This is a genomic window from Acinetobacter sp. V104_13 (assembly GCF_031798995.1).
Lineage (GTDB): Bacteria > Pseudomonadota > Gammaproteobacteria > Pseudomonadales > Moraxellaceae > Acinetobacter > Acinetobacter pittii.
The window spans coordinates 1-26,174 of record NZ_JAVQNP010000021.1; the positions used below are offsets into that span (position 1 = coordinate 1).

Genomic DNA, 26,174 nt, shown 5'->3' on the forward strand with positions numbered 1-26,174 from the left:
GGTGGCGAGACCCAGGATCGAACTGGGGACACACGGATTTTCAATCCGTTGCTCTACCTACTGAGCTATCACGCCGATGGCCTGTATTAAGCCGTATCTCAGAACAATAGTCAACAATTATCCTGAGTTTCTGATTTAAATGAGTATTTTTTATACTTAAAAAAAATCCCTGATGGGATCAGGGATTGAAAACACAAATAATGGTGGCGAGACCCAGGATCGAACTGGGGACACACGGATTTTCAATCCGTTGCTCTACCTACTGAGCTATCACGCCGAAGTGGGCGTATTAAACAATGTTTATAAGAAGACGTCAAGCAACTTCCGTGTTTTTTGTAACAAGTGATTATTTTTAAATCACAACCACAAAATAATAGAAGCTTTTAGTGATGTAATTTACCAATGTGAGCCAAACAGCGATGAATCGCGCCACAGCCTGGTTCAAAAGTTTTAACACCTTTTGACTCTTCTATGCGGCAAGCTTCTTCAACTAAGCGCTCAGCTACCCCACGACCACGATTCGCAGGGTGCACAACAATATATTCAAGAACCTTGCTTTCGCCTTGTCCTGAAGACCAAATTGCACCTATAATTTTGGTGTTAAATTCGGCAGTGTATAGCGTGGTATACTGTTGTAAATCTTGTTCAAGTTGTTCAATCGCATCGTGCCCGTCACCAAACTCCGGACTTGTATCATACAGTCGCTCAAGCTGATCGCGGATCTCTGAATTATCTAGAGAACTATAAGCATGTACGGTAATAGGCATTGATTAACCCTCCTGAGCAAACTATGATGCTGTCACGAATTCGTCACAGCGAAATTGTCGTTAACATCCAATCATTTTTGACGTTTTTTGAGGAACGTGTCCATGACGCAACGTATCAGTGAAGTGGTTAGAAATACCAATGAAACCAAAATTCGAGTTCGTTTAAATCTCGACGGTACTGGTCAAGGCACACTAAACACTGGAGTTCCATTTTTAGACCATATGATTGATCAAATCAAGCGACATGGCTTATTTGATATCGATATTCATTGTGACGGAGACCTCGAGATTGATGATCACCACACCGTAGAAGACTGTGGTATCACGCTTGGACAAGCTTTTGCACAAGCTTTGGGTGATAAAAAAGGTTTAAAACGCTATGGTCATTTTTATGCACCATTAGATGAAGCTTTATCTCGCGTTGTTGTCGATTTATCTGGTCGTCCGGGTTTATTCATGGATATTCCATTTACCCGTGCACGCATTGGTACATTTGATGTCGATTTATTTTCTGAGTTTTTCCAAGGTTTCGTAAACCATGCGCTTATGACCTTACACATCGATAACTTAAAAGGTAAAAATAGCCACCATCAAATCGAAAGTGTGTTCAAAGCACTTGCTCGTGCTTTACGTATGGCATGTGAAGTTGATCCACGTGCAGAAAACACGATTGCATCGACAAAAGGTAGCCTCTAATGACACGTATCGCGTTACTTGATTATGGCATGGGCAATCTACACTCAGCGGCTAAAGCACTTGAGCATGTGGGCGCTACAGTCGATGTGACCAATGATCCAAAGTTAATTGCACGAGCCGACAAAATTGTTTTTCCAGGTGTGGGTGCAATGCGTGACTGTATGCAAGGTATGCGTGAAGCAGGTATTGATGAAGTTGTACGTAAAGCTGCTTTTAATAAACCTGTTCTTGCGATTTGCGTAGGCATGCAAGCATTACTACAAAGTTCTGAAGAAAATGGCGGTGTAGACGCATTAGGTATTTTTGACGGCGTAGTAAAACATTTCCCTCAAATGGAAGGTTTAAAAGTACCGCACATGGGTTGGAACCAAGTTCACCAAATGGACCCAAACCATCCAATGTGGAACAACATCGAACAAGATGCTCGCTTCTACTTTGTACATAGTTACTATGTCGAACCAAAAGATGAAAGCGTTGTGGCTGCGACTTGTGAGTATGGTGTGAACTTCTGCACAGCCATTCACAAAGATAATTTATTCGCGACTCAATTCCACCCAGAGAAAAGTCATACTGCTGGTTTGCAGTTACTTAAAAACTTTGTGGAATGGAATATTTAATCTGATTTAAAACTGAAAAGATCAGGTCGAGATGGCCTGATCTTTTTTTTATTTACAATAATAACTAATCATTTATAGAATGATGTTTTATTCAACAAAATATTGAATATTTATACTTCTAAATAAAACCAAATGATCAGGAAAACAAAATGAATTCACCTTTTGAAAATCAGCCACTTCAACAAGATTCACCCTTTAAAGCTAGTGGTCGTTTTGGGCGACTCTCTTATGCTGCTTGGACATTCTTATTTTCATTCGTCATCGGTATCGCCGTTGTCATCATCGCTTTTACTTTTGGGTTTACATCTAGTCAGGAACTAACCGGTCTTTCTACGGCAGGCATGATTGTTATCGCCATTCTCTATATTGTTTGCCTCTATGTAAGCTTTGTATTTACCATCCGCCGTTTGCATGACCGCAATAATACAGGATGGCTATCATTACTGATGCTGATCCCTGCCGTAAACCTCATTTTTATGATCTATCTCTTTGCGGCAAAAGGTACAGAAGGCAATAATGATTACGGCCCACAGCGCCCTACCCCTGGTTGGGAACGCGTTTTAGGCGGGATTTATATTGTCCTAATTCCACTTGCTTTGGTTTTTGCTGTCGTTGCCACAGTCATGTCTCCGACCTATGAAGGCTATGTCGAGAAAAGTGAAAGTGTGGTCATTGGTACACCTTCTCAGTCTCAGTAATTTTTAAAGACATTCATAAAGCCTAGTTCTCTAGGCTTTATTCATATATAAAGTGAATAGCCCAATTCATTTGTACGCTGTTAAATATGTCCGAAGCCGTTGCCCTCCTTGATAAAGCCTCTATTCAGCAGCTTCCTCCTTTTAAAAATCTTAACCATCATAATATTGTGGTGATTGAAAATATTGAGCAATGCAAAAGTATTGAAGAAGAATTAAAAAACGCTGCAATTTTGGGATTTGATTCTGAATCTAAACCTACATTTAAAGTGGGTGAAATCTCAACTGGTCCACACTTGATTCAACTTGCTACAGCACAAAAAGCCTATTTATTTCATGTCAATTCATCGACTTTAAAATTCTTGCAGCCCATTTTATCTAACCAGAAGCAAATTAAAGTCGGTTTTGGCCTTAAAAATGATAAGCATATTTTTCATAAAAAAGGCATAGAGCTAGAAAGTTGTGTCGACCTTGCCAAAGGGTTTAGTCACTTTGGTTTTAAACAGCAAATGGGCTTACAAAAAGCGGTGGCACTGTTATTTGGACAATATCTCGCAAAGTCGAAAAAAGTCGGAACTTCAAACTGGGCACGAAAGCCACTTACACCACAACAAATAAATTATGCCGCCGCCGATGCTTATGCTGCATTACTCGTATTTGAAGAGCTCAGAAACCAAAAACTATTACCTGCTCACATTTCACAAACTATTCAAACCGCACTTCAAGCGTAAAGTAATAAAAGTCTTTTCTAAGGCTTAGCGATTGATCAATACTTTGCTAAGATGTGCACAATTTCATAAACATGATGAAGCAAGGAGCGGAAGCATGCTAATCATTCCAGCAATTGACCTGAAAGATGGTAAATGTGTGCGTTTAAAACAAGGGCGTATGGAAGACGATACTGTTTTCTCTGACGATCCGGTTGCAACTGCCCAGCATTGGGTAAATGAAGGTGCGCGCCGTTTGCATTTGGTTGATTTGAATGGCGCTTTCGCAGGTACTCCAATTCATAAACCTGTTGTTGAAGCGATTGCTAAAGCTCAGCCAGAATTACCAATTCAAATTGGTGGTGGTATTCGCTCATTAGAAACCATTGAACACTATTTAGAAGCTGGCGTGACGTTTGTCATTATCGGTACTAAAGCCGTTCAAGAGCCTGAATTTGTAGAAGAAGCTTGTAAACGTTTCGCAGGCCACATCATTGTTGGTATTGATGCCATGAATGGTATGGTTGCAACTGACGGCTGGGCAAACGTTACTGATGTGAAAGCAACTGATTTAGCGAAACGCTTTGCTGATGCAGGCGTGTCTAGCATTGTTTATACAGACATTGCTCGTGACGGTATGATGCAAGGTGTAAACGTTGAGCAAACTGTAAACTTGGCTCAATACTCAGGTTTACCAGTAATCGCTTCTGGTGGTGTTACCAACCTTGATGACGTTCGTAACTTAAAAGGCCAACCGGGCATTTTAGGTGCGATTACAGGCCGCGCAATTTATGAAGGTACTTTAAATCTTCGTGAAGCTCAGCTTTTGTTGGATGAAAACCGTCTTTAATTCTTAAGATGTAAAAAAGAGCCGCTTTAGGCTCTTTTTTATTGCTGACATGAAAATATATTCCAAATCAATACACCACATTACGAGTAAATTTAAGCACTTGGTTACCACTATTGATATAGGTATAAGTAACAGAACTTTCAAAAATAAAAGATGAACCAGCAGGAATTATTTTTTTGCTGTCTGTAAATTGTATGGTCAACTCACCTTCTAGTACGTAAATAATTTCTTGCCATCCGTCTGCATCTGCTTCCGCAACGTAAGACTCTCCCACTGCCAAAGACCACATCCAAAGCTCAACTTGGGAACGAGATGGAACTGAAGCGAGCAAGGTTGCTTTACTTTCTTCATCTTCACCCTGCCAAGCGAGTGCATTTACTACAGCATGTTCTTTATGCTCAGGTGCACTCACAATCGTTTTAAAATCCACACCCAACACTGCTGCAATCGAATCGAGTTTGGCCAAACTAATATTGACCTGCCCTGTTTCCAAAGCAGCAATGGTTCGTCTACTCACACCTGCCTGATCTGCCAAATCTTGTTGACTCAAATCTCGCTCATCTCTTAATGAACGAATATTTGTGCCTACGTGCTGTAAAACGGTACTCGACTGGCTCATAGAATGGATTAGTAAGAAAATTTGAGCAATATATTGCACAAAATACAAGAATAGCGCAATATGTGCAGTATATTGCACAATTTAATTTAACTTGAGTATGTCACCAATTTCTCTGAGTTCAAGCAAAGCCCCACAGTTAGCCCTCATTTTGATTACGATCATTTGGGGAGGAACATTCCTTACTGTGCAGTATGCGCTGAATTTTGCATCACCTATGTTTTTTGTAGGCTGTCGTTTTGCTGTAGCAGCTCTTACTTTGCTTCTTATCTCATTAAAAAGTATGAAAGGTGTTACTTTAAAAGATTTAGGCGCTGGTAGCGCGATTGGTCTTGTGATTGCGGCAGGCTACGGCACCCAGACCATTGGCCTACAAACCATTCCGAGTAGTGAATCCGCTTTTTTAACGGCGCTATATGTTCCGCTTGTTCCTATTTTAATGTGGCTCATCTTTAGAAAAATTCCACACATTATGACTTGGGTGGGAGCCGCTCTTGCTTTTGCTGGCCTTGTTTTATTAACGGGCAATGGTTTTGAACAAATTTCCTTAAGTTTTGGGCAACTTTTAACAGTCCTAGGTGCCTTTGCGATTGCTTTAGAAATTATTTTTATTAGCTACTTTGCTGGAAAGGTAAATTTACGCCGCGTCACAATCATTCAACTTGGTGTCGCTTCTCTACTTTCTTTCGCCATCATGCCTATGGTAGGTGAACATACGATTCCAGCATTTTCATGGCCCCTAGTACTGATTGCTGTTGCATTAGGTTTAGCGAGTGCGCTCATTCAATTTGTTATGAACTGGGCTCAACGTGTGGTTGATCCTTCACGTGCTGCAATTATCTATGCAGGCGAACCTGTTTGGGCAGGAATTATTGGTCGAATTGCAGGTGAGCGTTTGCCATTGATTGCCCTTTTGGGAGGTGCTTTAGTGGTCTTAGGCGTTTTAGTCAGTGAGTTAAAAATTAAGTTACCTATTAAAAAAACTAAAAGAATTCGAGAATAAAAAAAGAGAGCGTTAAGCTCTCTTTTTTACTATCTATTATTTTTTCTTCAATAACGTACACGGTTGGTAGTACTCAACCGTCGGCATTGGGTCATAAAATGGATGGAGCAAAGTTTTCCATTCTTGATAAGCCTCAGACTTCCTGAACCCTTCTGTATGGTTTTCAATTTCATCCCAGAAAATCATTAAAATATAATGATGGGGATCGGTTGCATGCTTAATCAGTTGAACAGCATTAAAGCCTTTCATTGGATAAACAATATGTTTAGCCTGCTCGAATGCCTCAAGAAATGCTTCACTTTGCCCAGACTTTATACTCAAATGTACATGTTCAATAATCATAATTTATTGATACATCGGGCGGTTATCATTTAACGCAATCAATCCACGAATTGCACGATATACAATCCAGATCCACGCAGCACCAATTACACCCACACAGAATACGGTCGATGAAATAGCAACCCCTGCAAACAGGTCAGTATTTTCACCTGTAAAGAACAAGAAAATAAACGGCAGAAAGGCAATAATATTCCAAGCCAGATACCACCAGAATGTTCTGATTTGCCATGTAAAGTGGCTCGCGAAAATCGAGCCTTGTACATCAGAACGTTTTACGTAGTTAATAATTAAAGCAATAACCGCAAGTAAGCCGCCTGTAAAAATGGCAACAATATAAAGTACATATAAAATAAGTGTTAAAGTACGATTTGGATCTTGGTCGATAGAACTATTCATTTTTATACCTCTCAAGTTTATTAAAACGATTTACTTTTATGAGCCCCGCAATACGTTTAAGGGAGAAATTAACCACAAAATCAAAAGTAAATGAAAGAATATGGTACAAAAATAAATCTTACGAAAGGGTTGTTTTTGTGTTTTATGTCTCAGTTTTTGTTGTGCCCACCATGCAGCTGGCCAACCTCCTAAAAAGCTAACAATGTGCAATGTTTGTTCAGGTACACGGCGATTACCCAATTGTGCGGCTTCTTTATCTTGAGAATAAAGCCAATAACTTAAGGCATTCATCATTAAAACAAATAACAACGTATAAGCTGGCAAAATATGAATAAAACTCATAATTCCCATTAAAACGAAATAAAACACGATCCCCATTTGCATTGCAGACCAAGGGTTAGCTTGAAAGGAAGATTCTGCTTTTGCAGGCTTGGACGCTTTTCGAGTTTGAGATGCTTTTAAATAGGTGACCTGCTGAGCACGAAAACGGCCTCGTTCATCGAGAATCACCCGATATTCCAGTGCACAGCCAATAATTGGCCGAGGTCCGGGGCGTGCAAAATCTTTGATATGCAAAAAGACTCGCTCTTTTTCAGCATCATCCGGCTGAATAAAGCCATAACCTTTTTCGTCGAACCATTCGACTAAACGCCCCTGATCTCGCATCTTTATTCCCTTTTATGCTTTTACATGACTTAAACGGTCTTGCATCATTGCTCGCATTTCTTGCGGGTCTTTTTGCAAAATGTCATCGCCGGTACGTCCTTCTTCTTTATTTTTTTGAGCAACTTGCAAACGCATTGACCAAAAACGGCACGCTGCCATTGCCAAGAATACATCTAAACATGCAAGCTCATCTGATGTAAGCGTACGAACTTTTTGGTATGCCGCTAAGTAAGCTGCGACTTTGTCTGAGTTTAAATGCGCTGCTGGATATTCGGTACAAAAATCATTGATAGTAATCGCAATATCAAACAGTAATTCATCTTGATTTAACTCATAAAAATCTAGAATACCTTGTAATTGCTCACCTTCAAACAAAGTATTGTCGCGGAATAAATCAGAGTGAATAAAACCTGTTGGTCGGTTTGAATACTGCGCTGTTTTCGCATTAAAAGCTTGATAGACCTGCTCAAGTAACGTTTGATCATCTTGAGTCATGCTTGGTTTCAGCTGCTCTGCAACGCCTGTCCAGTATTGATGATCACGTCGATATTCACGCTCAAGTGGAAAGTCTTGTAAAGCCACATGCAGTTTCGCCTGTGCATCGGCAATCGCTGCAACTTGCGCTACTGTGGTTTGCATGGGATGGTGACCCATTAAACGTGGTGCAATTTGTGCAGGCTTGTCTGCAATCACATGAACCGCTTGTCCGCTGTGTTTTAGTGGCACTGCAACGGGTACATCATGAGCCCCTAATTGCTCAAGTACAGGAATAAGTTCGCCCGCCCCTTGTGCATCTAACTCTTCAAACACGGTGAGTACATATTGTTTGCGGTTTACATCAACCAGAAAATAATTGGTGTTTTGAATACCTCCCTGAATTGGGTTCAGCTCCAACACCTCTAATCCATAAGGTGCAGCAAAGGTGCGAACTTCATCTAAACTCAACGGGGTATAAACCGACATGGAAAACCTGCAAAAAACATCTGTGAAGTTTGATAGAATACCTCTTCCCTCCATGAAGGTGTAGCGCCTGTGTAGGAACTTTCACCAACGGCGATTATTTTTGGAAAAAGCTATGCTTGCTAAACGTATTATTCCTTGCCTAGACGTTGATAACGGACGCGTAGTTAAAGGCGTTCAATTCCTCGATATTCGTGATGCTGGCGACCCTGTTGAAGTGGCACGTCGCTATAACGAACAAGGTGCAGACGAAATTACTTTCTTAGACATTACCGCTACACATCATGGACGCGATACCACTTACCGTACTGTTGAACGTATGGCCGAGACTGTATTTGTGCCATTAACTGTCGGTGGTGGTGTACGTAAGGTTGAAGATATTCGTGCGTTATTAAATGCAGGTGCAGATAAAGTGAGTATTAACTCAGCTGCCGTATTTAACCCTGAATTTGTTCAAGAAGCTTCTCAGCACTTTGGCGCACAATGTATTGTGGTTGCGATTGATGCCAAAAAAACTGGCGACAACAAATGGGAAATCTTTACTCACGGTGGCCGTAAACCAACTGGTATTGATGCCATTGAATGGGCTGTAAAAATGGCTGACTACGGTGCGGGTGAATTGCTGATTACCAGTATGGACGCTGACGGTACTAAAGCAGGTTACGATATTGCTTTAATGCGCGCTATTAATGACCGCGTTACCATTCCAACCATTGCCTCAGGCGGTGTAGGTAACTTACAACACCTTGCAGATGGTATTTTACAAGGTGGTGCCGATGCAGTATTGGCAGCAAGTATTTTCCACTTTGGTCAATATACGATTCCGGAAGCTAAACAATATTTGGCTGAACAAGGCATCGAAATGCGCTTGTAAGCTTAATCATAATTAAAGGGGCGATATGCCCCTTTATTTTTTATGCCGCACCATCTATTTCTTTCACTTCACTAGGAAGTTCTAGTTTTTCTTTTTTCTCGACCCATTTTGCTGGAAAGATTTTTTCTACAGCTTGAGTTAACGGTTTAGCAAATAAAGTAGGCAACCGAATACCCAAAGGATTTTGTTCTTTTAAATCTACCGAAGACACCACTCGTGTTCCCATTACATAGTCAAACCAAGGTTTGGTCACACACCAATTGGCGTCTTGATTAGAGTTCATGTGATGGTCGTAATGCCATGGAATTTTACGCTTTGCCCAGTCAGGCTCTAAATGTGCACGGCGATGAATATAATAATAATTCCCTGCACTGTACCAAGCTGCGAGTGCCATACCTTTTGAAAACGGGTAAAAAATTGCACTTGAAACGGTTGCTACGACTGCCAGTGAAATTAACTCATTTTTAGTTCGCCAGTTTCTCACGCCTTCCACATAGCAACCATCATGAAATTGTTGTTTACGGACTTCACGATGGTGTGCCCAATGCGACTCCATGCTTTTTGGTACTGGGCTATAACGTGGTTTTCCAGCACGGTGTACACCATGCAAAATATATTTGTGTGCTACCCATTCAAATGCATTGGCAACTGCAATTCCGGCAATAAACCCTTTTAACATCACCTAACTCCTTTTTCTTTTTATTGAGCATATAAAATTCGTTATGCTAGGTATTGACCAGAATTTATGGTTTCATTGACAAATCACGACAAGAAAGAGGTGGTTAGGGATGCCACAACTAAAGAATTATACAGGCTCAGTATATGGAGGACTGGGACATCTATTAAAAGCTTATTGCGAAGCCAATCATTTAGCTATTCCTGAACAATTAGAGCAAATTCAAAATCTGGAACGCTTTGACTACGTCGTTTGGCGTGATCTATTAGAAGTGATTTATAAACTAGACCCAAAGCCGGGATTAGGTCTGGAAATTGCCAAATATGTGCAACCCAAACACTTAGGGATTATTGCCTACCTTGCTCTCTCTTGCGACAACTTAGGTGAAGCCTTAATTCGCTATCATGATTTTCACCGTCTGATTTATGACGGGAGCCCATTAGTGGTTGAGCTACAAGGGAGATATGGTTCTATTCGCTGGGAAGCGACTGAGCTATACCCTACCCAGCTTACCGATGAAATCGCGATTGCGTTGGTGATTCAGTTCTTACGTCTTTTTATGTCTCATGAAGACGTGCATTTACATGAAGTACGTTTCTTAAATGCTGCTCCTAAAAATATTAGAGTCTACGAACAATACTTTCAATGTCCCGTTCGTTTTAGCCAACCACGTACAGAGTTACTCATTCCAATTACGGAAATTCATAAGCCCCTCAGCAGTGCCGACCATACCTTACAGCAGCTATTAGTTCAGCAAGCACAAGCGCTGTTAGAGCAATTACCAAATTCAACCCAACTTGATCAGCGTTTACAGCATTCAATTTTGACTGGGCTACAAAGGAATCAATATCAAATTGAACATATTGCCGCTCAATTAGGCCTATCAGTTCGACAACTCCAACGACACTTACAACAACAAGACACCACCTTTCAGGAACGCGTTCAGCAAGTGCGCTTTATGCTCGCAACCGAGTATTTAAAAGATCCGCATTTAAGCTTACAAGAGATCGCACTTTTACTTTCTTATTCAGAACAAAGTGCCTTTCAAAGAGCATTTAAACATTGGACCAATCAAACACCCCAGCAATGGAGGGATCAATTTTTAGACAAAGAATAACCAACCAAAACTTACAAATCTTTTCTTGATTAAAACAACACTGAAAACAAAAATTTCATATAGTCACATGCTTAATTTTTTGTGACATATTTCACACTAATTAAAAAATACATCAATAGATGAGTAATCACAATGAATAAATATTTTGCTGAATTCCTAGGTACGTTTTGGCTAGTCTTTGGTGGTTGTGGTAGCGCAGTTTTAGCCGCAGCTTTCCCTGAACTTGGTATTGGCTTTGCAGGTGTAGCTCTTGCCTTTGGTTTAACCGTACTCACAGGTGCCTATGCTCTAGGGCATATCTCAGGTGGACATTTTAATCCCGCGGTAAGTGTTGGCCTTTGGGTCGGTGGCCGCTTCGATGTTAAAGATTTAATTCCCTATATCGTTGCTCAAGTGGTCGGTGCGACTGCTGCTGCATTTGTTCTCTATATTATTGCTCAAGGCCAAGCAGGCTTTAGCGGTGTTGGTGGTTTTGCTTCAAATGGTTTCGGAGATTTATCACCAAACAAGTTTGGCTTAGGTTCTGCTTTCATTATTGAAGTCGTTCTTACTGCTTTCTTCTTAATCATTATTTTAGGTGCAACTGATCGCCGCGCACCTGCTGGCTTCGCTCCTATTGCAATTGGTTTGGGCTTAACACTCATTCACTTAATCAGTATTCCGGTGACGAACACTTCGGTAAACCCTGCACGTAGTACAGGTGTTGCGTTCTTTGCTGAAACGGCTGCTTTAAGCCAGTTGTGGTTGTTCTGGGTGGCACCGATTTTAGGGGCTGTGATTGGTGCGATTATTTATAAGGTAGTTGCTGGGGATAAGGATTAACTCTTCTTAGACACAATCTACTATCGCGGAAGGTGACATGGATGTCACCTGTTGAACAGGGGTACATGGATGTGCCCTCTGATCAACAAAGCCTTTTGTTTACTTTTGGGCTTTCAAAAGTAAAAAATGTCTATACACATTTAATAAAGTTTAACGTGGTATTAAAGACTGTATGGCAGCATGACCATACTAAATATCACGCATAGCATGCATAAATTACAAAAACGGATTATTAATTTCTTGTTCAGCTGGACGTTCAATTTTCTCAGGCAATTCTTCTTTTTCCAAAGCCGCAACAACATCATTTAAAAAGCTCTGCAATACCTTTGCCTGTTCTAACCCGACTTTGTCTTTGGTAATTTGCAAGTTGCCATAAATACTGACGCAATCGATATCATTTTCTAATGTTAAATCTTCAATTGAGGAAGACTCTGTACCCTTTTCAAATGGCTTAAACATAGGTGTTGTCTCGTTGTTATATCTTCACAGTGTAATACGATCAATTTAAAAAAAATCGATCAAAATTAAAAGAGCCGATAAAATTAAAAAAGCGCCCATCAAGATATTAAAATATTTCAAACGGTTGCCCTGATTGAGCACCACTGAAAATTTATCACCACAGAACCCCCAAAAGAACAAACACGCGTAGCAAGTGAAAAAATAAATAACGATAAAGATCGGCAACGACTGCGGGTTTTCAATGCTAGTAAACATGGTAATGCCTGACACACAAGCCAACCACGCTTTGGGATTCAGCCATTGTAATAAGAACCCATCTTTAAAATTAGGAATAATCATTTGCTCTACAGGAACACTTGAAATAGAAATATTTGCAGCAGAAAGAATAATTTTAATCCCGATATAACAAACAAATAGCGTTCCACAAACTGCAAGAATTTTTAGCACAACAGGAAATTGAGTTAATAAACTCTGAAGACCAAATGCCATAAAAATTAAAAGCAGAGTAAAACCAATTGTGGCGCCTGAAATATAGGGAAGTGATCTTTTTAAACCGTGATTTAAACTGGTCGATAAAATGACAGTATTGACGGGACCAGGTGTAATAGACATTGCAAATGAAAAAAGAAACATCGAGGCAAACATTGTTATTGTCCTTATTAAAATAAGATACATAGACAGATCTGTCTATGGATTCTATTTTAATCAATTACGGTGTTGCAATAACAATCAAAAAAAGCTGCTTATTTCATGATTTGCAAGAAATAGTTCACTAAGGCTTCTACCAGTTGTTTCACAATCGCCTTTCTCGTTTCTTCATCAATTGTTGGAACTTTTGCTTCCATTGGCTCCGAAGAACCAGTTTTTTGCTTTTTAAATTGGTCTTGTAGCGCTTGAATTTGGTCAGCGTTTAAGTCTTGCTCACACTGACTTTCGCCATCCCAGTGTAAATAGTCTAGCTTTTGATTTGGCTTAACTTGGCTCGCTGTTAAAGGTAGACGATAGACATTGCGTTTTTGTTGCTCGGTTAACTGCGGGAACAGGTTAACGCCTAAACGCTCCTCAAGGTAGCAAACACTCACAACCTTCACTTGTAGAGAGTTATTGTTAGGTGCGTAGTAAGCGCCGATCGCGCCAGTTTTTGGCATATACACCGCTTTATAAACTGCGGTTGGAACAATGACACCCTGCCCAATCGTCTTAAGACGTTTGCCTTCAAAAACAGGACCTGTCACCACGTAAACATCTTGTTTTTGTTTAGTGGCAATAGCACGGGTCGCTTCTTCGAGCTTACGCCAGACTTCTTGGTTATTTTTAGGGGCTTGCGGCACCATGTTGCTGAGCGAGAAACTATCAGATTGGGATTCTTTATTTGGCATATCACCGTTAGGCGCCATATGTCCGCGGTCATAACCTGAACCGCGATAGTCACTTAACAGTGCCCGATGTTTCTGATCAACACGGGTTTCTTCATGGAAGTTATCTTCACGCTTAATTTTGGTACTCAAACGTTCTGCATTTAAATGCTCCGCAGACCATAACGGCGTTTTAGAAATGCCTGAATACAAAACGTTAAAGCCATTAAAGCACAGCGGATAACTGTCTTTTTTTAGGCTGTCTTTATTTAAAGCAGGCGGAACTTCACGATAGAACTGATTAAGGCAAGTCGAGTTAGTCGTTAAAGGTGAAAACCACTGCGAAATCTTTTCACTACCAAAAGCAATCGCAAAACTTCCCGCAGCAATACAAGCAAGAATAATCTTGCCAAAATGCTCACTTAGAGAGAAAGAATTTGTACCTTTACTACGTTTTTTACTTGCCATGTTTCTATCAATACCACTGTCCACACGCAGCTTAACAATCCTGCTTTTTTAAGTATATCTCTTATCTTTCAAATGGTTAAAACATGGTCATCTTTTTTGTAACTCTATTACCCATTACGTAACAATCTGTTGGAATTATGAGAGCCTTTGGCTATTGAATTGCGCCAATTGCGTATCTTTCGTTGAAAAAGACTGATCGCTTATGACATGGTTAGCTCCACAAATTTGGATAAAAATATAATCGGAGTCCACTTAATGATCCATTCAAAGATTATTGGTATTGGCGTAATCACGGGATTATGTAGTATGGCCGCTTTGGCTGAGCCAGCAGTCCAGCCAGGAGATACTTTAGAAAGTTTGTCTAAAGTAAAAGTAACCACAACCGTAAATGGCCAACCAGGCTCTATTAGCGATTTAGTCAATAGCGGACAAGTACAGCAAGTTTCTGCTGCACCAACAAATGCAGCGCCTACAGGTGCTCCTATTCCTGCGGACGTTCCACCAGCGCCTCCAGCAGGCGGTGAAATGGCACCTCCAGCAGCACCAACTGATGCAGTGCCACCTGCACCGAACCAAGCGCCTCCAGCGCCACAAGATCCGAACACTCCACCGCCTCCGGCAGATTCAAGTCAGTCGGCAGACCCGATGGCAAAAGACGGTGCTTTACCAGCAGATGCACCTATGCAACAAGCTCAATAATCAGAGCCATAAAAAAAACCAAGACTTATGTCTTGGTTTTTTTATTACATCAATTTTTATATTTCGATTTGACTACCTAACTCAACCACACGGTTGGTTGGAATCTGGTAGAAGTCACTCACCGGACTGGTATTACGCTGCATAGAGATAAACAGTTTTTCTCTCCATGGAGACATACCATCGCCCACCGAATGAACAATACGGTCGCGGGAAATAAAGAAGCTAATGTGCATCAAGTCATATTCAAGACCGAGCTGTTCATAGGCTTGCATCAATGCTTTTGGTACATTCATTTCATCTTTAAAACCGTAGAAGATTTTAATACGGAAGAAATGTTCAGCTAAAGTTTCTGTCGTAATACGCTCTTCTGGCGCAACGAACGGTACATCTTCAATCACCACAGTGACCAAGATATTACGCTGATGCAGTACCTTGTTGTGCTTGATGTTATGCAGCATGGCATGTGGCACAACGTTCGGTGTACCTGTCATAAAGACAGCATCACCCGGCACCCAGTGCACGCTATTACCAATACTTTTTACAAACAAATCTAGAGCCAAAGTGTCATGTTCAAGCTTAGCAAAAGTCAGCTCACGACCACGTTTCCATGTCATTAAAATGGTCACGGCAATCGCACCAATCAGTAATGGTACCCAACCGCCAGACAAGATTTTAAGTGAAGTGGCACCGACCAATACCGACTCTAAAACAAAGAACGGAATAATCAGGAGCAGCACTTTTGGCAAGCTCCACTTCCAAGCCGAGTAAATAAATACCGCAACCAAAATCGTGTCACAGAGCATGGTCAAGGTCACAGCTAAGCCATACGCACTTGCCAAGTTTGAACTGCTTTTGAAGATCAAGATTAGGATAATAATTGCGATTAAAAGTAACCAGTTTAAGAAAGGAATATAAATCTGGCCTTCTTCAGACTCAGAAGTATGTTTAATACTTAAACGTGGTAAATAACCCAATTGAATCGCTTGGCGTGCAAGAGAAAACACCCCAGAAATTACAGCTTGAGAAGCAATTACCGTTGCCATGGTCGCCATAATAATCATTGGGTAAAGTGCCCATTGCGGAACCAATAAATAGAACGGGTTTTCAATTGCCGCTGGATCTCTGAGTAATAATGCGCCCTGTCCTGCGTAGTTTAAAACCAAGCATGGCAACACCACAAAGAACCAAGCTAAACGAATCGGCACTGGTCCGAAATGTCCCATATCGGCATAAAGTGCTTCACCACCTGTTACTGTTAACACTACAGCACCCATCACAAAGAATGTCATGATTGGATGGTGATAGATAAACTGAATAGCCCAGTGCGGACTGAACATGCCTAACACAACAGGGGTCTGAATGACGCTGTGAAGGCCTAATAATCCTAAAGATAAGAACCATACCATCGTGATCGGGCCAAAAAACTTACCGACAAAGGCCGTACCGTGTTTTTGCACCAAAAACAAAGAGATGATAATGGTAATCGCAATCGGCATGATGAATGGGTCAAACACATCGGTGGCAATAGACAGGCCTTCAACGGCTGACAATACCGAAATGGCTGGGGTAATAATACCATCACCAAAAAACAGCGATGCACCGATAAAACCAATGGCAATCATGTAGATTTTTTTGTTGTCGGCAATTTTGGCTTTACGTAAGTTCAATGCGAGTAAGGCCATGATCCCGCCTTCGCCGTTGTTGTCTGCACGCATGACAATCGCGACATACTTGATGCTGATGATCAGCATTAAGCACCAAAAAATAATAGATAAAATTCCTAATACGTTTTCAGGCTGAATTCCCAACCCATGCGCTGCATGGAAGGATTCTTTCAAGGCATAGAGCGGACTTGTTCCGATGTCTCCAAAGACCACTCCAAGAGCTGCCAAAGCCGTGGCAGGCAAGGTCGCTTTTTTGGCCGTATTTTGCATTGTGTAATTAAACCAATATGATTTTTAGCGCAATCTTATCACCTCTATTATTTTTTTTCTGTAATGCTCGTCTTAAATCTTGGCAGGACTCGTTTTTTTAGTTACTATCGCACGCCTTGGTGAGGTGTCCGAGTGGCTTAAGGAGCACGCCTGGAAAGTGTGTATACGTTTGCGCGTATCGAGGGTTCGAATCCCTCTCTCACCGCCAGAATTCAAAAAAGACCTAAATCGTTTAGATTTGGGTCTTTTTTATTGGCTAAATATTTTATTATCCCAATTAAGCCCCACTACCTAACTCAGTAACGAGCCAATTAGATTTCGGATCCTTTTGTGCAACAGTTACAAATACAATATAGGTTCCCGCTGGGTTACCAGCAAGATCTGCATGTACGGTTTTTATCTTTATGGCGAGTGAAATCATTTTATAAAATTGTTGATAATAATCAGGTCTATTCTTTGGTGAGTCGTAACGAATTTCTAGGACTTTTAGAACTTTTGAATCTTTATAGTACTGAGCTGTTTCAGCACTTCGAATATTTAAATTCTCGCCAGACCAAACATATTTATATGCTGTGGCTGCGTCTCCATTTGAAAGTGAATCAAAAAAGGAAATAGCAACTCGACTCGCTTGTTCTTTTTCAGCGTTAGCCTTTTTCTCGTATGATTTAAAGGCTGCAAATAAACATAGTCCAGCAAGAAGCAGTCCGATAGTTATAAAGATTCTAGACTTTAGCATTTGGCTTTCTTTGGAGAATACGTTTTCACCTCACATGCTACCCGTTTCCATACCGCCCCATCCTTTAAATCCGCTTTTTGAAATGCATATAGGCCCATAAAACGGTACATAGCTCGACTACTCAAATTATCTTTAACTCTTGCAAAGACAATTCTTTTCTGTGGACCATTTTTCCACTCTTCTAATTTTTTAAGTGTAATAGCTTCATCTGTCGACTTTTCAGTAATCGTTAAGCCATCAGGCGATATAGTATTAATCCAATCTTTATTTTCATAAAGTCTAGGAAACCAGATTAAGGTATCTTTTTCATATGGATGAATAGCCCCTCCTCTCTGATAATTTTTATAGTTATAACCAAAGCAATTACAGACATCTTTTGTAGTTTTTAAGACCACATTATCAGCGAGGCTAATGCTTCCTAAATCAATATAAGTTTGAGGGTTATATTCTGTTTCTATATTCCATTCTTTAAAAGTAGAAGCCTTTATTTGCTTATTCTTTGCAACCTTTATTTCTTCTATGATTTTATCGATTTGTTGATGAATACTCTCTAAATTTTGAGGCTCACCTTCCTGATTTTTATAAACATTCACCCGAAAAATTTTATGGCCAGTAATACTAATAATGTCTTCTTCTCTCATAGCGTCACTTTCTGTTTGAGAGATACTATAAAGAGGCTCTTCTATTTGATTGAGTGAATACTCCATTTTACTATTTCTTAAAAAGTGATGCCCTTCATCAACTTCAATATGAATATCAAGTTGAGGAAAATATAAATCAGTTAAAGCAATTTTCTTATTTGATAATCTAACAAACTGTTGAGTGACAAATTTTAGAGTAAAGTCATTAAGTAAGTGAATAATTCGACTAACTACATATGCTTCATAACGTTTATTTTTAGTACGCCCTAATTGTCGAATGACATAATCCGTTAAATCTGAACTGAACATGACTGAATTTTAATAATTTATAAGTGATGCTGTAATTTTACTCCTCTAAATTTTCCTTGTCGCTTAATTGGAAAATTAATATTTATTTAAATCATAAAGATATCTCACACTGAAACTATCTATTTGTAAGGAAAGGCCCAAACCTCACATTCAGGCCTTCCTACCTTAAAATTTACTCAGACAACGCTAATAACTTCTGAACATACTGAACCGCATTATTCGCTATGTCTTGTTGAGTCGGAACATCGTCGTCTTCTGAAGGGTTTGTGTCTAAACCATAAAATGCATGAAGCGGTTGATAATCCGCGCCAACATATAAAGCTGTTAGCTTAAATGGAGTAAAAATCTGCTCTAAAGAAAGCTTGTATTCACCATACTCTGAATAGACCTTTTCTTTCACACCAGCAGACACAGCCAACATAAATTTTTTATTTTTAAGCTTGTCACCTGTTGAGCCGTAAGCCCAACCATAAGTCACAACTTCATCAATCCATTGTTTCAAAAGCGGTGGACAGTTAAACCAATACACTGGAAATTGAAATACTAAATTTTCGTGTTCTTCTACCAGTGCTTGTTCTTTAGCAACATCAATTACGCCATCTGGATAGGCTTGATAAATTTGATGAACCGTAAATTGGTCTGGGTGTTTTTCTAATTCTTCTACCCATCTTTTATTTACAACAGACTGGTCTATGTGAGGATGCGTAACAATGACTAATGTCTTTTTCATTATGAAAACACTCTTATCGGAAAGTAGATAAATCGATTATAGAAGTGTGCTTTCCTAAATATAAGTACGGTAATTTGTGTTATATACTATCCTAAAAGATAGTGTAGGTTTTAAAAATGACTGAATGCGTTCCATCACATACGCCATTAGAAGAGACAGGTTTCGGCTACACTCTTTCATTGATTAATGGCAAATATAAAATGATTATTATGTATTGGCTGTATGAAAAAAGTGTCATGCGTTTTAACGAGATGCAACGCTGCATTGGTAATATTTCGTTTAGAACACTCAGTAATACTCTTAAAGAATTGGAAAGAGATGGGCTGATTACTCGCAAGGAATACCCTCAAATTCCGCCAAAAGTTGAGTATCGACTTTCAGAAAGAGGACAGTCTTTAATTCCGTTGTTAGATATGATGTGCCAATGGGGCGAACGTAATAAGTCGTCTTAGTTTTATAGAGTTGAAGCGATACTCAATATGAGAAATGAATTAAGAGAAATTTTTATTAAGGGATGCGACGATAAAATTGAAAAGAAGGGAGACAATGTCGGTCTATCTTTTTATGCGTTTTTTAAAAATAAGAATGATAACCCTGAGTTACTGATGGAAGCAGCGCATTGGTGGATTATGGAGCATAAGTTAGATCACTTTGAGAAAGCTGTTAAGATTAAAGAATTGGTTTTGAGTGAAAGCTAAAACTTAGCATCAAAGACTATCATTAAGAGGGTAGTCTTTAATTACTTTATCAGATACGAGATATAAATATAATATTAGCTTAAAATATAAAACTCAAATAAATTATTATGAATATTTTCTTTAATTAAATAAAAATATATAATTTTAATATTTTAAATTGTTAAATAATTGGAAAATCATCTTGAGTACTATAATCAAACGAAAAACAACGATGCTTTTACATCAAATTGAAGAGGCGTTAGGAAGTTTTGTATTGACTAAAGGAGATGTCGACTCCTTAAACCTTGATCAATTGGAGAATATTTATAAACGTGAAGTTGATAAAGGACGAATTTTTAATAAAAATTCAATTAAAGATGTAGTTGAAGCAACATATCTAGATGAATTATTTGGTTTCGCCCTAGATATAGCTCATGATAGTAGTTTAATTGATTCAATTAATTATTTATACTCATTATTTCATCATCTAGATATTTATGAGATTCGCAATGCTATTTCACATCCTAATAGACCGTTTTGGGATTGTTACTGGTATCGAGTTGCAACTATCGCTAGTGATCCTGTAAATGAAATTTTAGGCTTGCAAGAAATTAAAAATGCTTTAGAGTTAATTGAAAAAGGTATTATTAATGATCCCCCAGAAGATTGGATTAGTAAAATCATTTGGCAAATACCCAATAATTTACCAGATCATTTTGATCACGGCGTTACAGGCTTAATAGGTCGCTCAAAAGAATTAGCTGACCTAAAAAAATACATAACAAATCCTAGAATTAATACCATTGCTTTAGTTGCACCAGGAGGAGCTGGAAAAACTGCCTTAGCTTTGGATTTTTTAAATACAATTATTTCGACACCGAATTTTTCAAAAATCTTAGATGCTGTAATTTTTATAACTTTGAAAACAGAAAAATTAACAGCAAATGGAGTGGTTAGTTTAGATTCAATACAAACTTTAGACGAATTAAAAGAAAATATAAAAGATTCTCTTAATTCTATTTACGATAAACAATATGAAACTTTTGAAGGCATAGTAGAAGACCTGAAAAATGAAAAAATTTTACTTTGTATCGATAACCTAGAAACGCTACTTAGAGAAAAACATGAATCTTTTGAAGATTTTAATAATGAACTACCCCCTACTTGGCAAGTTTTAATTACGAGTCGTATCGTTATACCTAACGCTACTATCTTAAGCTTAGATGCTTTAAAAGAGAAATCTGCCATTCATTTAGCTCGTACTTACTCTTCGAAAAGAGGTATGCAACCCTTAACAGAAGATTCATATTTAGAGCTTACTAAAGGGTGTTTTTACAATCCATTAGCTATACGGTTAACTATTGATTTGTTACTTACTGGGCGAGATATACCTAGCTCTCTGAATGTCGCAAATAAAGAGATAGCTGAATTTTCATATAATAATTTAATCAATGTATTAAGTGAAAACTCTATAGCAATATTAGAGGCAATTTTTGTTGAAGATATTTCAACAAGGTTATCTTTATGTGAGTTATTAAATAAGTCTATTGATGAAATTTCCTCAGCAATTGGTGAATTATCAAGAACTAGTTTAATAAGTAGAACATCATCTGATCAAGGTGAATCATATAAACTAAGTGACTCTGTAAGAGATTTATTATTAATTTCACCAAAAAATATTAATATTCGAAGTACTGTACAAGATCTAATTTTAAAACGTCGAAACCTTTCTAATGAAATTGATATTAGACAAAATGAAAAAGAAATACCAACTTGGCATTCAGATTATATACCACATGATACAAATCACAATTTAAAAATATTAGTAACAAAAGTAAATTCAGGAGTAAAAAAAGGTTACAACAATACTGAAATAGCAATAAATCTATTCCGAAATTTAAAAGATGCCAAACATATTTATGAGAGTAATGATCTCTACCATAGATCTTATGGCAGAGTTTTAGAAATATTAAAGGATTATAATTTAGCTGAAGAAGCCTATAAAAAGGCTATTAATTGCAACCCTGAAAACCCTGCTTCTTATTATTTATTAGGTAGATTGTATCATTCTACAAACCAGTTTGATAAAGCAAAGGATACTTATAAAATATTAATTGATAAGGGCTTCACAAATACAGATCCATCAATTATTTCATTTGGAAAAAGTATTTATACAGGTTACTTTTTGGCTTTATTATATTCAGGGAAATATGATGAAGTATTTGATCTTACTGAAGAATGGAAAGAAGCTGGACCATATCGCTCTACTTTAGGAACATTCAGAGCAGGAGCATGGAAAAGAAAAGCCGAATCATCAGTTGAAGAAAGCCCAGATCAAACAATTGATGCTTTATTTAGAGCATCTCAGATATTATCTGATGTATTTAGAACAGATGGATATTCTCGAGTTGCAAATAAGCAAGCCATTAAAATTTTTGAAGAAATAGAATATTGCTTATCAAGACCCGTTTACTATCAAACTGACTCTGATAAGTGTGATCGGCTTTTAAAATTTGTATTTAATAATATATTTGAAATAGATCAATTAGATAAAAATACTAATTTATCTTTATTATTAAGTAAGTTAATTGATTTGAATATTCCAAATAATATTTTCAAAAATAATATCACCATAAAATCCGATGAGGAAAATAGTGATGATGAATTTTTTAGAAATTATACTATGGTAAAAATTACTAATAGACCTAAAGATAAAGTTAGTTTTTTATTTGCTCAAGATAAAACAGGACAAGACTTCTTTTTACATTACGATAATCTAAAAAATGGAACTTGGAAAGACTGGGTACAATTATACTTAAATCAAGACTTATATATTCAATACGAAGATAGAAGTCTTGATGGAAAAGCTATCAAAGCCAGTGAGATTTATTTATCTACTTAAAATTAAGGGCACCTATAATGGTGCCCTTAATTTTTTAAATCTAATAACTTAACTGTGTTCATTCACTTAAGTTATTAGATTTAGGTTTAGATTTTTAATTTAGATTTAGATTTTTAATTTAGATTTAGGTTTTTAATTTAGGTTTAGGTTTAGGTTTTTAATTTAGGTTTAGGTTTTTAATTTAGGTTTAGGTTTAGGTTTAGGTTTAGGTTTAGGTTTAGGTTTAGGTTTAGGTTTAGGTTTAGGTTTAGGTTTAGGTTTAGGTTTATATCTATACATTTTTTTTGTTAATTTTACAATACTTCCCAAAAAAAAAATCTCAAACATTTGAAAAATATAAAATAATAAATTTATAAAGGCAACACTCAATTGCATCAAACCTTCCCTTCAAACTCAACTTAAAATAACTGAGCAATTCATTTTCTTACGCCAAACAAAACTATCTCGATTTAAGCCATCCGCCTATTTCTTTTAATACATCAACTAGCTTTTCTAATTTTCGGCCTTCCTCAGTTAAAGAATATTCAACCTTAACAGGAACTTGTGCATAGACTTCTCTTGAAATAAATCCTTCTTCTTCTAAAAAACGTAGCTCTAAAGTTAGCATTCTCTGAGAAATATTAGGGATAGCTCTGCGTAACTCATTAAAACGCATGGTTCTTTCTAATAAAAAAGAAATAATGAGCATGCGCCAACGGCCGCCTAACACCGTCATGGCTTCTTCGACTGTACAGCCTGAAATGTTATCTTTCATGGATGATTACTAAGTATAATAAATATACCTACATAACAAAAAAATGCCTAATTTACAACCTATACCTAATTATAAATAATGCTTCTATCTAACCCATCACGGATATTTACTGTGGAATATAAAGAAATTTCAAAGAAAACCATCGGGCATTTATATTCAGCTCATTCATCTATTAGATCTTCAGATTTAGACCCAAAACTGATTGCTTTAGCCGAGTTGCATGTATCTCAAATCAATGGCTGCGCGTATTGTTGTGCTTTTCATTCCAAGGAATTAAGAGACTTTGGCATAGCTCAAGAAGTTATCGACCAAATACCGGGTTATAAACATTCAAAAGCTTTCACTGAAAAACAAAAAGTCGTTTTAGAGTTTGCGTCCGCAATTACCTCTTTAAATGACCCTAAACAAATTGAGGTGACTCGAAAAAGTTTGGCTCAGCATTTTAGTGAAAAAGAGATTGTAGATTTAACGGCGAGTATTTCTTTAATGGGAGCATTAAACAGACTTCGAATTACTTTAGGCGATTAAGCCCCATAAAAATATATGCTTGAGCACTCAAATTTTTAAGTTTAAAAAAGCCCAACTCCCGTCGGGCCTTCCCTCCATCAAACCCGCCTTAAAAAATATTCAAGCAATGTATCTCTGTCCTTTGTCTGATCTGAACCTAAAAGTCCAAAAATCGCGCCATCAATCATAAATACAAAAATATCAGACTCTTCATATGTGGCTCTTTTTTTAGATTCCCTCAGTACCCAAAAAATTTCATTTTTAAGCCAGCGCCTATATCTGAGTGCAGTTTGATAGGCATTTGGATAAAGCTTTTTAATTTCAAAAATCGCTTTAAACAAAAGGTAATAGGCACCTTTTAGGTCAGCATGTAAAAGGTAAATTTGCCTGAGCTGATGAACCAAATCTGGATATTGGCGAGCCTCGCTTACCGCCCGCACTTTTTCTTTTAACTGTTCCTTTTGAACCAACAAACACATTTCAATCAGTCTTTCTTTGGAGTGAAAGTAGTTGTAAAAGGTGGCTTTAGTCATTTTGGCCTCGCGAACAATTCGGTCCACCCCGACCTTGTTGAAGCCATGTTGTTTAAATAACTCTGCTGCTGTGTATAGCGCTCGCGTCGCTCGAAAGGAAGCTTCTAAATTTTTCATGTATACCGTTTAAAATAATTTCTTGTTGTAAATAAAAGAGATAGAAATGCCGTCACTCTTAAATTGAGCGCTAAAAACAGGCATGCAAAAGCCGCACAAAAATGGTGTGCTCGCCTATCTCGGGTTTTATTGTTGCTATGATTTTTTAGTCGTAATGACCTATGGCTTAAAACCTAGAGTCGATTAAACCGTTTTAAAGACCAGTTGGGTATGGACGTAAAGACTTTGGCAAAGGTTGCCAATGAGATAGATAAAATAGTACGCATATGACGGATTCCTGTACAAATAAGAATTCTGCCAATCTCTGCTAAAAGATGGTGGCAGAACGAAGGGGGGTTAGCAGACTGGGTACAGAACCAGCACACCCGAAGGTGTCCCCCCTCCGCCCTACCATAACGTAACGTCAGGGAGACGAGTGGAATACAAGCAGATTCCATCCTCAGAAGGATTAAATCTGATGCACTGTACCGCGGTCTGCTAAAACCGGCTGGCAATGTGGCCAGCAGGCAAAGGATAATCCGCGAGTTTTTGAGTGTCAATGTAAGGTTGAATAGAAATTGGTTAAATAATTATTGTTGTTTATTCAATTAGATATTTAAGCTAAAAAGACCTTCAACTTAAATTTAACGATGTCATGATAATAAAAATATAGGATAGTGAATTATGATTGAGTTCATGATTTGAATAGGTAATTAATAATGATAATAAAGGGACCTCCCACCAGTTCAGAAGAATACCAACTTATCTTTCAATGGCTTGATGAACGGTCCAATTATTCTATTGGGGCGATGGCCTTTCTTGCTCAAACACAAGCTACCAATGCAGAGTGGCAACTCTTGCGGTTGTATAACTCACAAAACGCCGAGCAACTGCTAGGAGTCGCGGTCATCGTTGCTGGTGGCACCTGTTTCTGGGTTCCGTCAGAGGCATCATCTGGTTCATTGCTCTATACCTCAATTTTACAGCTTCAACCGCGTCGGATTGTAACGACCGCAATCGGGCGAGACTTATTACATGTCGAGATAAAACAAAAAGGACGCATTTTACGAGAATATGATCAATGGATCATGATTTGCTCACGCCAATTTTCTGAAGCTCAAGGCCGCTTGGCTGAACTCTCGGACATTGCCCGTCTTAACGAATATCAACATCAATACAATAAAGAGCGATCCGTAAATGAAACACCTGATTGGGCATTTCTAATTCAACAACAAAAAATTATTGTGCTTGACGTAGACGAACAAATCGTTTCAATTGTGCGTTTAGGCATAGAAACCGATCGACTCGTTTCTATTGGCGGCACATATACCTTCCCTGCTTATCGTCGAAAAGGTTTTGCCGAGCGCGTCTTACAATTTGCAGTTAATCGGATTGTTGAAACTGGACGGATTGCCCACTTAATTGTTGACGTTGATAACATCCCAGCGGTTAGTCTTTATCGGCAAATGGGCTTCGAATGTGTAGAGTCTTCTTACATTGCTTACCCAGAGTATTTATAAAAAATCATTCATTTTCAAAACTGCTTAAATGTACTGATTGATCACGCTAT

The 26,174-nt window shown here is 38.3% G+C and carries 33 protein-coding genes and 3 tRNA genes; 17 read left to right on the plus strand and 19 right to left on the minus strand.

Annotated elements, in window-relative coordinates; genetic code table 11:
• Positions 1 to 2: 2 nt before the first annotated feature.
• The 3 genes from RMB06_RS05900 to RMB06_RS05910 all read right to left on the minus strand — a co-directional run bounded on the left by RMB06_RS05900 (position 3) and on the right by RMB06_RS05910 (position 767).
• Positions 3 to 75 (minus strand) — tRNA-Phe (locus RMB06_RS05900).
• Positions 76 to 201: 126 nt separating this feature from the next.
• Positions 202 to 277: transfer RNA gene (locus RMB06_RS05905), tRNA-Phe, on the minus strand.
• Between the two features lie 106 nt (positions 278 to 383).
• Positions 384 to 767, minus strand: coding sequence for a GNAT family N-acetyltransferase (locus RMB06_RS05910; RefSeq protein WP_002116928.1), 384 nt, complete (start codon positions 765 to 767; stop codon positions 384 to 386).
• 102 nt (positions 768 to 869) lie between these two features.
• Between RMB06_RS05910 and hisB the strand changes: the two genes are divergently transcribed.
• From hisB to hisA, 5 genes are all read left to right on the plus strand, one after another.
• Positions 870 to 1,463 carry an imidazoleglycerol-phosphate dehydratase HisB gene (gene hisB / locus RMB06_RS05915; protein WP_002116767.1) on the plus strand — a complete coding sequence of 198 codons (594 nt, stop codon included), beginning with the start codon at positions 870 to 872 and terminating at the stop codon, positions 1,461 to 1,463.
• Complete coding sequence (gene hisH / locus RMB06_RS05920; RefSeq protein ID WP_063097751.1) at positions 1,463 to 2,080, plus strand: imidazole glycerol phosphate synthase subunit HisH; 618 nt, start codon at positions 1,463 to 1,465, stop codon at positions 2,078 to 2,080. The genes hisB and hisH overlap by 1 nt, the downstream gene beginning before the upstream one ends.
• A gap of 149 nt (positions 2,081 to 2,229) precedes the next feature.
• On the plus strand, positions 2,230 to 2,778 hold the full coding sequence (locus RMB06_RS05925; protein WP_311078769.1) for a DUF805 domain-containing protein: 549 nt from the start codon (positions 2,230 to 2,232) through the stop codon (positions 2,776 to 2,778).
• An 86-nt stretch (positions 2,779 to 2,864) separates the two neighbouring features.
• Positions 2,865 to 3,506, plus strand: coding sequence for a 3'-5' exonuclease (locus tag RMB06_RS05930; RefSeq protein ID WP_271649083.1), 642 nt, complete (start codon positions 2,865 to 2,867; stop codon positions 3,504 to 3,506).
• A gap of 94 nt (positions 3,507 to 3,600) precedes the next feature.
• Positions 3,601 to 4,332, plus strand: coding sequence for a 1-(5-phosphoribosyl)-5-[(5-phosphoribosylamino)methylideneamino]imidazole-4-carboxamide isomerase (hisA, locus tag RMB06_RS05935; protein WP_000905538.1), 732 nt, complete (start codon positions 3,601 to 3,603; stop codon positions 4,330 to 4,332).
• Positions 4,333 to 4,399: 67 nt separating this feature from the next.
• On the opposite strand, the gene RMB06_RS05940 is transcribed toward hisA, so the two are convergent.
• A complete protein-coding gene (locus RMB06_RS05940; RefSeq protein WP_311078939.1) occupies positions 4,400 to 4,951 on the minus strand; it encodes an XRE family transcriptional regulator in 552 nt (183 codons plus the stop codon).
• A 97-nt stretch (positions 4,952 to 5,048) separates the two neighbouring features.
• Between RMB06_RS05940 and RMB06_RS05945 the strand changes: the two genes are divergently transcribed.
• Positions 5,049 to 5,951, plus strand: a complete 903-nt coding sequence (locus tag RMB06_RS05945; protein ID WP_311078770.1) for a DMT family transporter — start codon at positions 5,049 to 5,051, stop codon at positions 5,949 to 5,951.
• 36 nt (positions 5,952 to 5,987) lie between these two features.
• Here RMB06_RS05945 and RMB06_RS05950 read toward each other — a convergent pair whose 3' ends face one another.
• From RMB06_RS05950 to RMB06_RS05965, 4 genes are read right to left on the minus strand one after another with little or no spacing between them, the layout of a single operon-like run.
• The gene (locus RMB06_RS05950; RefSeq protein WP_005066999.1) at positions 5,988 to 6,293 is read right to left on the minus strand and encodes an antibiotic biosynthesis monooxygenase; all 306 of its coding nucleotides are present in this window, start codon (positions 6,291 to 6,293) and stop codon (positions 5,988 to 5,990) included.
• Between the two features lie 3 nt (positions 6,294 to 6,296).
• Complete coding sequence (locus RMB06_RS05955; RefSeq protein ID WP_005300857.1) at positions 6,297 to 6,689, minus strand: membrane protein; 393 nt, start codon at positions 6,687 to 6,689, stop codon at positions 6,297 to 6,299.
• A 36-nt stretch (positions 6,690 to 6,725) separates the two neighbouring features.
• A complete protein-coding gene (locus RMB06_RS05960; RefSeq protein ID WP_005078530.1) occupies positions 6,726 to 7,355 on the minus strand; it encodes a DUF1294 domain-containing protein in 630 nt (209 codons plus the stop codon).
• 12 nt (positions 7,356 to 7,367) lie between these two features.
• Positions 7,368 to 8,318 carry a homoserine kinase gene (locus RMB06_RS05965; protein WP_311078771.1) on the minus strand — a complete coding sequence of 317 codons (951 nt, stop codon included), beginning with the start codon at positions 8,316 to 8,318 and terminating at the stop codon, positions 7,368 to 7,370.
• A gap of 112 nt (positions 8,319 to 8,430) precedes the next feature.
• On the opposite strand from RMB06_RS05965, the gene hisF reads away from it, so the two are divergent.
• Positions 8,431 to 9,189, plus strand: a complete 759-nt coding sequence (gene hisF / locus RMB06_RS05970) for an imidazole glycerol phosphate synthase subunit HisF (RefSeq protein ID WP_000880078.1) — start codon at positions 8,431 to 8,433, stop codon at positions 9,187 to 9,189.
• 40 nt (positions 9,190 to 9,229) lie between these two features.
• On the opposite strand, the gene RMB06_RS05975 is transcribed toward hisF, so the two are convergent.
• Positions 9,230 to 9,868 (minus strand): hypothetical protein, encoded by a 639-nt coding sequence (locus tag RMB06_RS05975; RefSeq protein ID WP_311078772.1) that lies wholly within the window; start codon positions 9,866 to 9,868, stop codon positions 9,230 to 9,232.
• Between the two features lie 109 nt (positions 9,869 to 9,977).
• Here RMB06_RS05975 and RMB06_RS05980 point away from each other — a divergent pair, with 109 nt between their 5' ends.
• The 3 genes from RMB06_RS05980 (at position 9,978) to RMB06_RS05990 (ending at position 12,010) form a co-directional block, all read left to right on the plus strand.
• Positions 9,978 to 10,982: an AraC family transcriptional regulator ligand-binding domain-containing protein gene (locus RMB06_RS05980; RefSeq protein WP_311078773.1), complete on the plus strand. Its 1,005-nt coding sequence runs from the start codon at positions 9,978 to 9,980 to the stop codon at positions 10,980 to 10,982.
• A gap of 132 nt (positions 10,983 to 11,114) precedes the next feature.
• Complete coding sequence (gene aqpZ, locus RMB06_RS05985) at positions 11,115 to 11,804, plus strand: aquaporin Z (RefSeq protein ID WP_016803075.1); 690 nt, start codon at positions 11,115 to 11,117, stop codon at positions 11,802 to 11,804.
• Between the two features lie 41 nt (positions 11,805 to 11,845).
• Positions 11,846 to 12,010 (plus strand): hypothetical protein, encoded by a 165-nt coding sequence (locus tag RMB06_RS05990; protein ID WP_005804496.1) that lies wholly within the window; start codon positions 11,846 to 11,848, stop codon positions 12,008 to 12,010.
• A 10-nt stretch (positions 12,011 to 12,020) separates the two neighbouring features.
• Here RMB06_RS05990 and RMB06_RS05995 read toward each other — a convergent pair whose 3' ends face one another.
• The 3 genes from RMB06_RS05995 to RMB06_RS06005 all read right to left on the minus strand — a co-directional run bounded on the left by RMB06_RS05995 (position 12,021) and on the right by RMB06_RS06005 (position 14,086).
• Positions 12,021 to 12,263, minus strand: a complete 243-nt coding sequence (locus RMB06_RS05995) for a hypothetical protein (RefSeq protein ID WP_311078774.1) — start codon at positions 12,261 to 12,263, stop codon at positions 12,021 to 12,023.
• A gap of 45 nt (positions 12,264 to 12,308) precedes the next feature.
• Positions 12,309 to 12,908, minus strand: a complete 600-nt coding sequence (locus RMB06_RS06000) for a LysE family translocator (RefSeq protein ID WP_002116994.1) — start codon at positions 12,906 to 12,908, stop codon at positions 12,309 to 12,311.
• A gap of 98 nt (positions 12,909 to 13,006) precedes the next feature.
• Positions 13,007 to 14,086, minus strand: a complete 1,080-nt coding sequence (locus tag RMB06_RS06005; RefSeq protein WP_213062793.1) for a DNA/RNA non-specific endonuclease — start codon at positions 14,084 to 14,086, stop codon at positions 13,007 to 13,009.
• Between the two features lie 255 nt (positions 14,087 to 14,341).
• Between RMB06_RS06005 and RMB06_RS06010 the strand changes: the two genes are divergently transcribed.
• Entirely contained in the window at positions 14,342 to 14,785 is a 444-nt protein-coding gene (locus tag RMB06_RS06010) for a hypothetical protein (RefSeq protein ID WP_087400215.1), read from the plus strand.
• A 56-nt stretch (positions 14,786 to 14,841) separates the two neighbouring features.
• On the opposite strand, the gene RMB06_RS06015 is transcribed toward RMB06_RS06010, so the two are convergent.
• Positions 14,842 to 16,719, minus strand: a complete 1,878-nt coding sequence (locus tag RMB06_RS06015; protein WP_044099756.1) for a potassium transporter Kup — start codon at positions 16,717 to 16,719, stop codon at positions 14,842 to 14,844.
• Between the two features lie 118 nt (positions 16,720 to 16,837).
• Here RMB06_RS06015 and RMB06_RS06020 point away from each other — a divergent pair.
• Positions 16,838 to 16,927, plus strand: a tRNA-Ser gene (locus RMB06_RS06020).
• A gap of 69 nt (positions 16,928 to 16,996) precedes the next feature.
• On the opposite strand, the gene RMB06_RS06025 is transcribed toward RMB06_RS06020, so the two are convergent.
• From RMB06_RS06025 to RMB06_RS06035, 3 genes are all read right to left on the minus strand, one after another.
• Positions 16,997 to 17,455, minus strand: a complete 459-nt coding sequence (locus tag RMB06_RS06025) for a hypothetical protein (protein WP_057068892.1) — start codon at positions 17,453 to 17,455, stop codon at positions 16,997 to 16,999.
• Positions 17,449 to 18,405, minus strand: coding sequence for an AbaSI family restriction endonuclease (locus RMB06_RS06030; RefSeq protein ID WP_311078775.1), 957 nt, complete (start codon positions 18,403 to 18,405; stop codon positions 17,449 to 17,451). The genes RMB06_RS06025 and RMB06_RS06030 overlap by 7 nt, the downstream gene beginning before the upstream one ends.
• A 172-nt stretch (positions 18,406 to 18,577) precedes the next feature.
• Positions 18,578 to 19,135: an NAD(P)H-dependent oxidoreductase gene (locus RMB06_RS06035; RefSeq protein ID WP_262739667.1), complete on the minus strand. Its 558-nt coding sequence runs from the start codon at positions 19,133 to 19,135 to the stop codon at positions 18,578 to 18,580.
• A 116-nt stretch (positions 19,136 to 19,251) separates the two neighbouring features.
• On the opposite strand from RMB06_RS06035, the gene RMB06_RS06040 reads away from it, so the two are divergent.
• The 3 genes from RMB06_RS06040 to RMB06_RS06050 all read left to right on the plus strand — a co-directional run bounded on the left by RMB06_RS06040 (position 19,252) and on the right by RMB06_RS06050 (position 22,714).
• The gene (locus RMB06_RS06040) at positions 19,252 to 19,587 is read left to right on the plus strand and encodes a helix-turn-helix domain-containing protein (protein ID WP_311078778.1); all 336 of its coding nucleotides are present in this window, start codon (positions 19,252 to 19,254) and stop codon (positions 19,585 to 19,587) included.
• A 27-nt stretch (positions 19,588 to 19,614) separates the two neighbouring features.
• Positions 19,615 to 19,833 (plus strand): DUF6500 family protein, encoded by a 219-nt coding sequence (locus tag RMB06_RS06045; RefSeq protein WP_005078562.1) that lies wholly within the window; start codon positions 19,615 to 19,617, stop codon positions 19,831 to 19,833.
• Between the two features lie 181 nt (positions 19,834 to 20,014).
• Positions 20,015 to 22,714, plus strand: coding sequence for a tetratricopeptide repeat protein (locus RMB06_RS06050; protein WP_227520086.1), 2,700 nt, complete (start codon positions 20,015 to 20,017; stop codon positions 22,712 to 22,714).
• A gap of 168 nt (positions 22,715 to 22,882) precedes the next feature.
• On the opposite strand, the gene RMB06_RS06055 is transcribed toward RMB06_RS06050, so the two are convergent.
• Positions 22,883 to 23,089, minus strand: coding sequence for a hypothetical protein (locus RMB06_RS06055; RefSeq protein ID WP_311078782.1), 207 nt, complete (start codon positions 23,087 to 23,089; stop codon positions 22,883 to 22,885).
• Positions 23,090 to 23,153: 64 nt separating this feature from the next.
• Complete coding sequence (locus RMB06_RS06060) at positions 23,154 to 23,468, minus strand: helix-turn-helix domain-containing protein (RefSeq protein WP_272411567.1); 315 nt, start codon at positions 23,466 to 23,468, stop codon at positions 23,154 to 23,156.
• A 111-nt stretch (positions 23,469 to 23,579) separates the two neighbouring features.
• Here RMB06_RS06060 and RMB06_RS06065 point away from each other — a divergent pair, with 111 nt between their 5' ends.
• The gene (locus tag RMB06_RS06065; RefSeq protein WP_311078785.1) at positions 23,580 to 23,996 is read left to right on the plus strand and encodes a carboxymuconolactone decarboxylase family protein; all 417 of its coding nucleotides are present in this window, start codon (positions 23,580 to 23,582) and stop codon (positions 23,994 to 23,996) included.
• A gap of 77 nt (positions 23,997 to 24,073) precedes the next feature.
• Here RMB06_RS06065 and RMB06_RS06070 read toward each other — a convergent pair whose 3' ends face one another.
• Positions 24,074 to 24,625, minus strand: coding sequence for a helix-turn-helix domain-containing protein (locus RMB06_RS06070; protein ID WP_311078787.1), 552 nt, complete (start codon positions 24,623 to 24,625; stop codon positions 24,074 to 24,076).
• A gap of 698 nt (positions 24,626 to 25,323) precedes the next feature.
• On the opposite strand from RMB06_RS06070, the gene RMB06_RS06075 reads away from it, so the two are divergent.
• Complete coding sequence (locus tag RMB06_RS06075; protein ID WP_311078789.1) at positions 25,324 to 26,124, plus strand: GNAT family N-acetyltransferase; 801 nt, start codon at positions 25,324 to 25,326, stop codon at positions 26,122 to 26,124.
• Positions 26,125 to 26,174: the final 50 nt, after the last annotated feature.

Excerpts from the sequence above, each read along its gene's own strand:
- RMB06_RS06045 (WP_005078562.1), top strand. The coding sequence starts at position 19,615 with ATGAGAAATGAATTAAGAGAAATTTTTATTAAGGGATGCGACGATAAA.
- RMB06_RS05990 (WP_005804496.1), top strand. The coding sequence starts at position 11,846 with ATGTCACCTGTTGAACAGGGGTACATGGATGTGCCCTCTGATCAACAA.
- RMB06_RS05965 (WP_311078771.1), bottom strand. The coding sequence starts at position 8,318 with ATGTCGGTTTATACCCCGTTGAGTTTAGATGAAGTTCGCACCTTTGCT.
- RMB06_RS05955 (WP_005300857.1), bottom strand. The coding sequence starts at position 6,689 with ATGAATAGTTCTATCGACCAAGATCCAAATCGTACTTTAACACTTATT.
- RMB06_RS05910 (WP_002116928.1), bottom strand. The coding sequence starts at position 767 with ATGCCTATTACCGTACATGCTTATAGTTCTCTAGATAATTCAGAGATC.
- hisB (WP_002116767.1), top strand. The coding sequence starts at position 870 with ATGACGCAACGTATCAGTGAAGTGGTTAGAAATACCAATGAAACCAAA.
- RMB06_RS06075 (WP_311078789.1), top strand. The coding sequence starts at position 25,324 with ATGATAATAAAGGGACCTCCCACCAGTTCAGAAGAATACCAACTTATC.
- RMB06_RS06015 (WP_044099756.1), bottom strand. The coding sequence starts at position 16,719 with ATGCAAAATACGGCCAAAAAAGCGACCTTGCCTGCCACGGCTTTGGCA.
- RMB06_RS06000 (WP_002116994.1), bottom strand. The coding sequence starts at position 12,908 with ATGTTTGCCTCGATGTTTCTTTTTTCATTTGCAATGTCTATTACACCT.
- RMB06_RS06025 (WP_057068892.1), bottom strand. The coding sequence starts at position 17,455 with ATGCTAAAGTCTAGAATCTTTATAACTATCGGACTGCTTCTTGCTGGA.
- hisH (WP_063097751.1), top strand. The coding sequence starts at position 1,463 with ATGACACGTATCGCGTTACTTGATTATGGCATGGGCAATCTACACTCA.
- RMB06_RS05995 (WP_311078774.1), bottom strand. The coding sequence starts at position 12,263 with ATGTTTAAGCCATTTGAAAAGGGTACAGAGTCTTCCTCAATTGAAGAT.
- RMB06_RS06060 (WP_272411567.1), bottom strand. The coding sequence starts at position 23,468 with ATGAAAGATAACATTTCAGGCTGTACAGTCGAAGAAGCCATGACGGTG.
- RMB06_RS05945 (WP_311078770.1), top strand. The coding sequence starts at position 5,049 with ATGTCACCAATTTCTCTGAGTTCAAGCAAAGCCCCACAGTTAGCCCTC.
- RMB06_RS05940 (WP_311078939.1), bottom strand. The coding sequence starts at position 4,951 with ATGAGCCAGTCGAGTACCGTTTTACAGCACGTAGGCACAAATATTCGT.
- RMB06_RS05950 (WP_005066999.1), bottom strand. The coding sequence starts at position 6,293 with ATGATTATTGAACATGTACATTTGAGTATAAAGTCTGGGCAAAGTGAA.
- RMB06_RS06055 (WP_311078782.1), bottom strand. The coding sequence starts at position 23,089 with ATGCAATTGAGTGTTGCCTTTATAAATTTATTATTTTATATTTTTCAA.
- RMB06_RS06040 (WP_311078778.1), top strand. The coding sequence starts at position 19,252 with ATGACTGAATGCGTTCCATCACATACGCCATTAGAAGAGACAGGTTTC.
- RMB06_RS06035 (WP_262739667.1), bottom strand. The coding sequence starts at position 19,135 with ATGAAAAAGACATTAGTCATTGTTACGCATCCTCACATAGACCAGTCT.
- RMB06_RS05980 (WP_311078773.1), top strand. The coding sequence starts at position 9,978 with ATGCCACAACTAAAGAATTATACAGGCTCAGTATATGGAGGACTGGGA.
- RMB06_RS06010 (WP_087400215.1), top strand. The coding sequence starts at position 14,342 with ATGATCCATTCAAAGATTATTGGTATTGGCGTAATCACGGGATTATGT.
- RMB06_RS05975 (WP_311078772.1), bottom strand. The coding sequence starts at position 9,868 with ATGTTAAAAGGGTTTATTGCCGGAATTGCAGTTGCCAATGCATTTGAA.
- RMB06_RS05925 (WP_311078769.1), top strand. The coding sequence starts at position 2,230 with ATGAATTCACCTTTTGAAAATCAGCCACTTCAACAAGATTCACCCTTT.
- RMB06_RS06005 (WP_213062793.1), bottom strand. The coding sequence starts at position 14,086 with ATGGCAAGTAAAAAACGTAGTAAAGGTACAAATTCTTTCTCTCTAAGT.
- hisF (WP_000880078.1), top strand. The coding sequence starts at position 8,431 with ATGCTTGCTAAACGTATTATTCCTTGCCTAGACGTTGATAACGGACGC.
- RMB06_RS05960 (WP_005078530.1), bottom strand. The coding sequence starts at position 7,355 with ATGCGAGATCAGGGGCGTTTAGTCGAATGGTTCGACGAAAAAGGTTAT.
- RMB06_RS06030 (WP_311078775.1), bottom strand. The coding sequence starts at position 18,405 with ATGTTCAGTTCAGATTTAACGGATTATGTCATTCGACAATTAGGGCGT.
- hisA (WP_000905538.1), top strand. The coding sequence starts at position 3,601 with ATGCTAATCATTCCAGCAATTGACCTGAAAGATGGTAAATGTGTGCGT.
- RMB06_RS05930 (WP_271649083.1), top strand. The coding sequence starts at position 2,865 with ATGTCCGAAGCCGTTGCCCTCCTTGATAAAGCCTCTATTCAGCAGCTT.
- aqpZ (WP_016803075.1), top strand. The coding sequence starts at position 11,115 with ATGAATAAATATTTTGCTGAATTCCTAGGTACGTTTTGGCTAGTCTTT.
- RMB06_RS06070 (WP_311078787.1), bottom strand. The coding sequence starts at position 24,625 with ATGAAAAATTTAGAAGCTTCCTTTCGAGCGACGCGAGCGCTATACACA.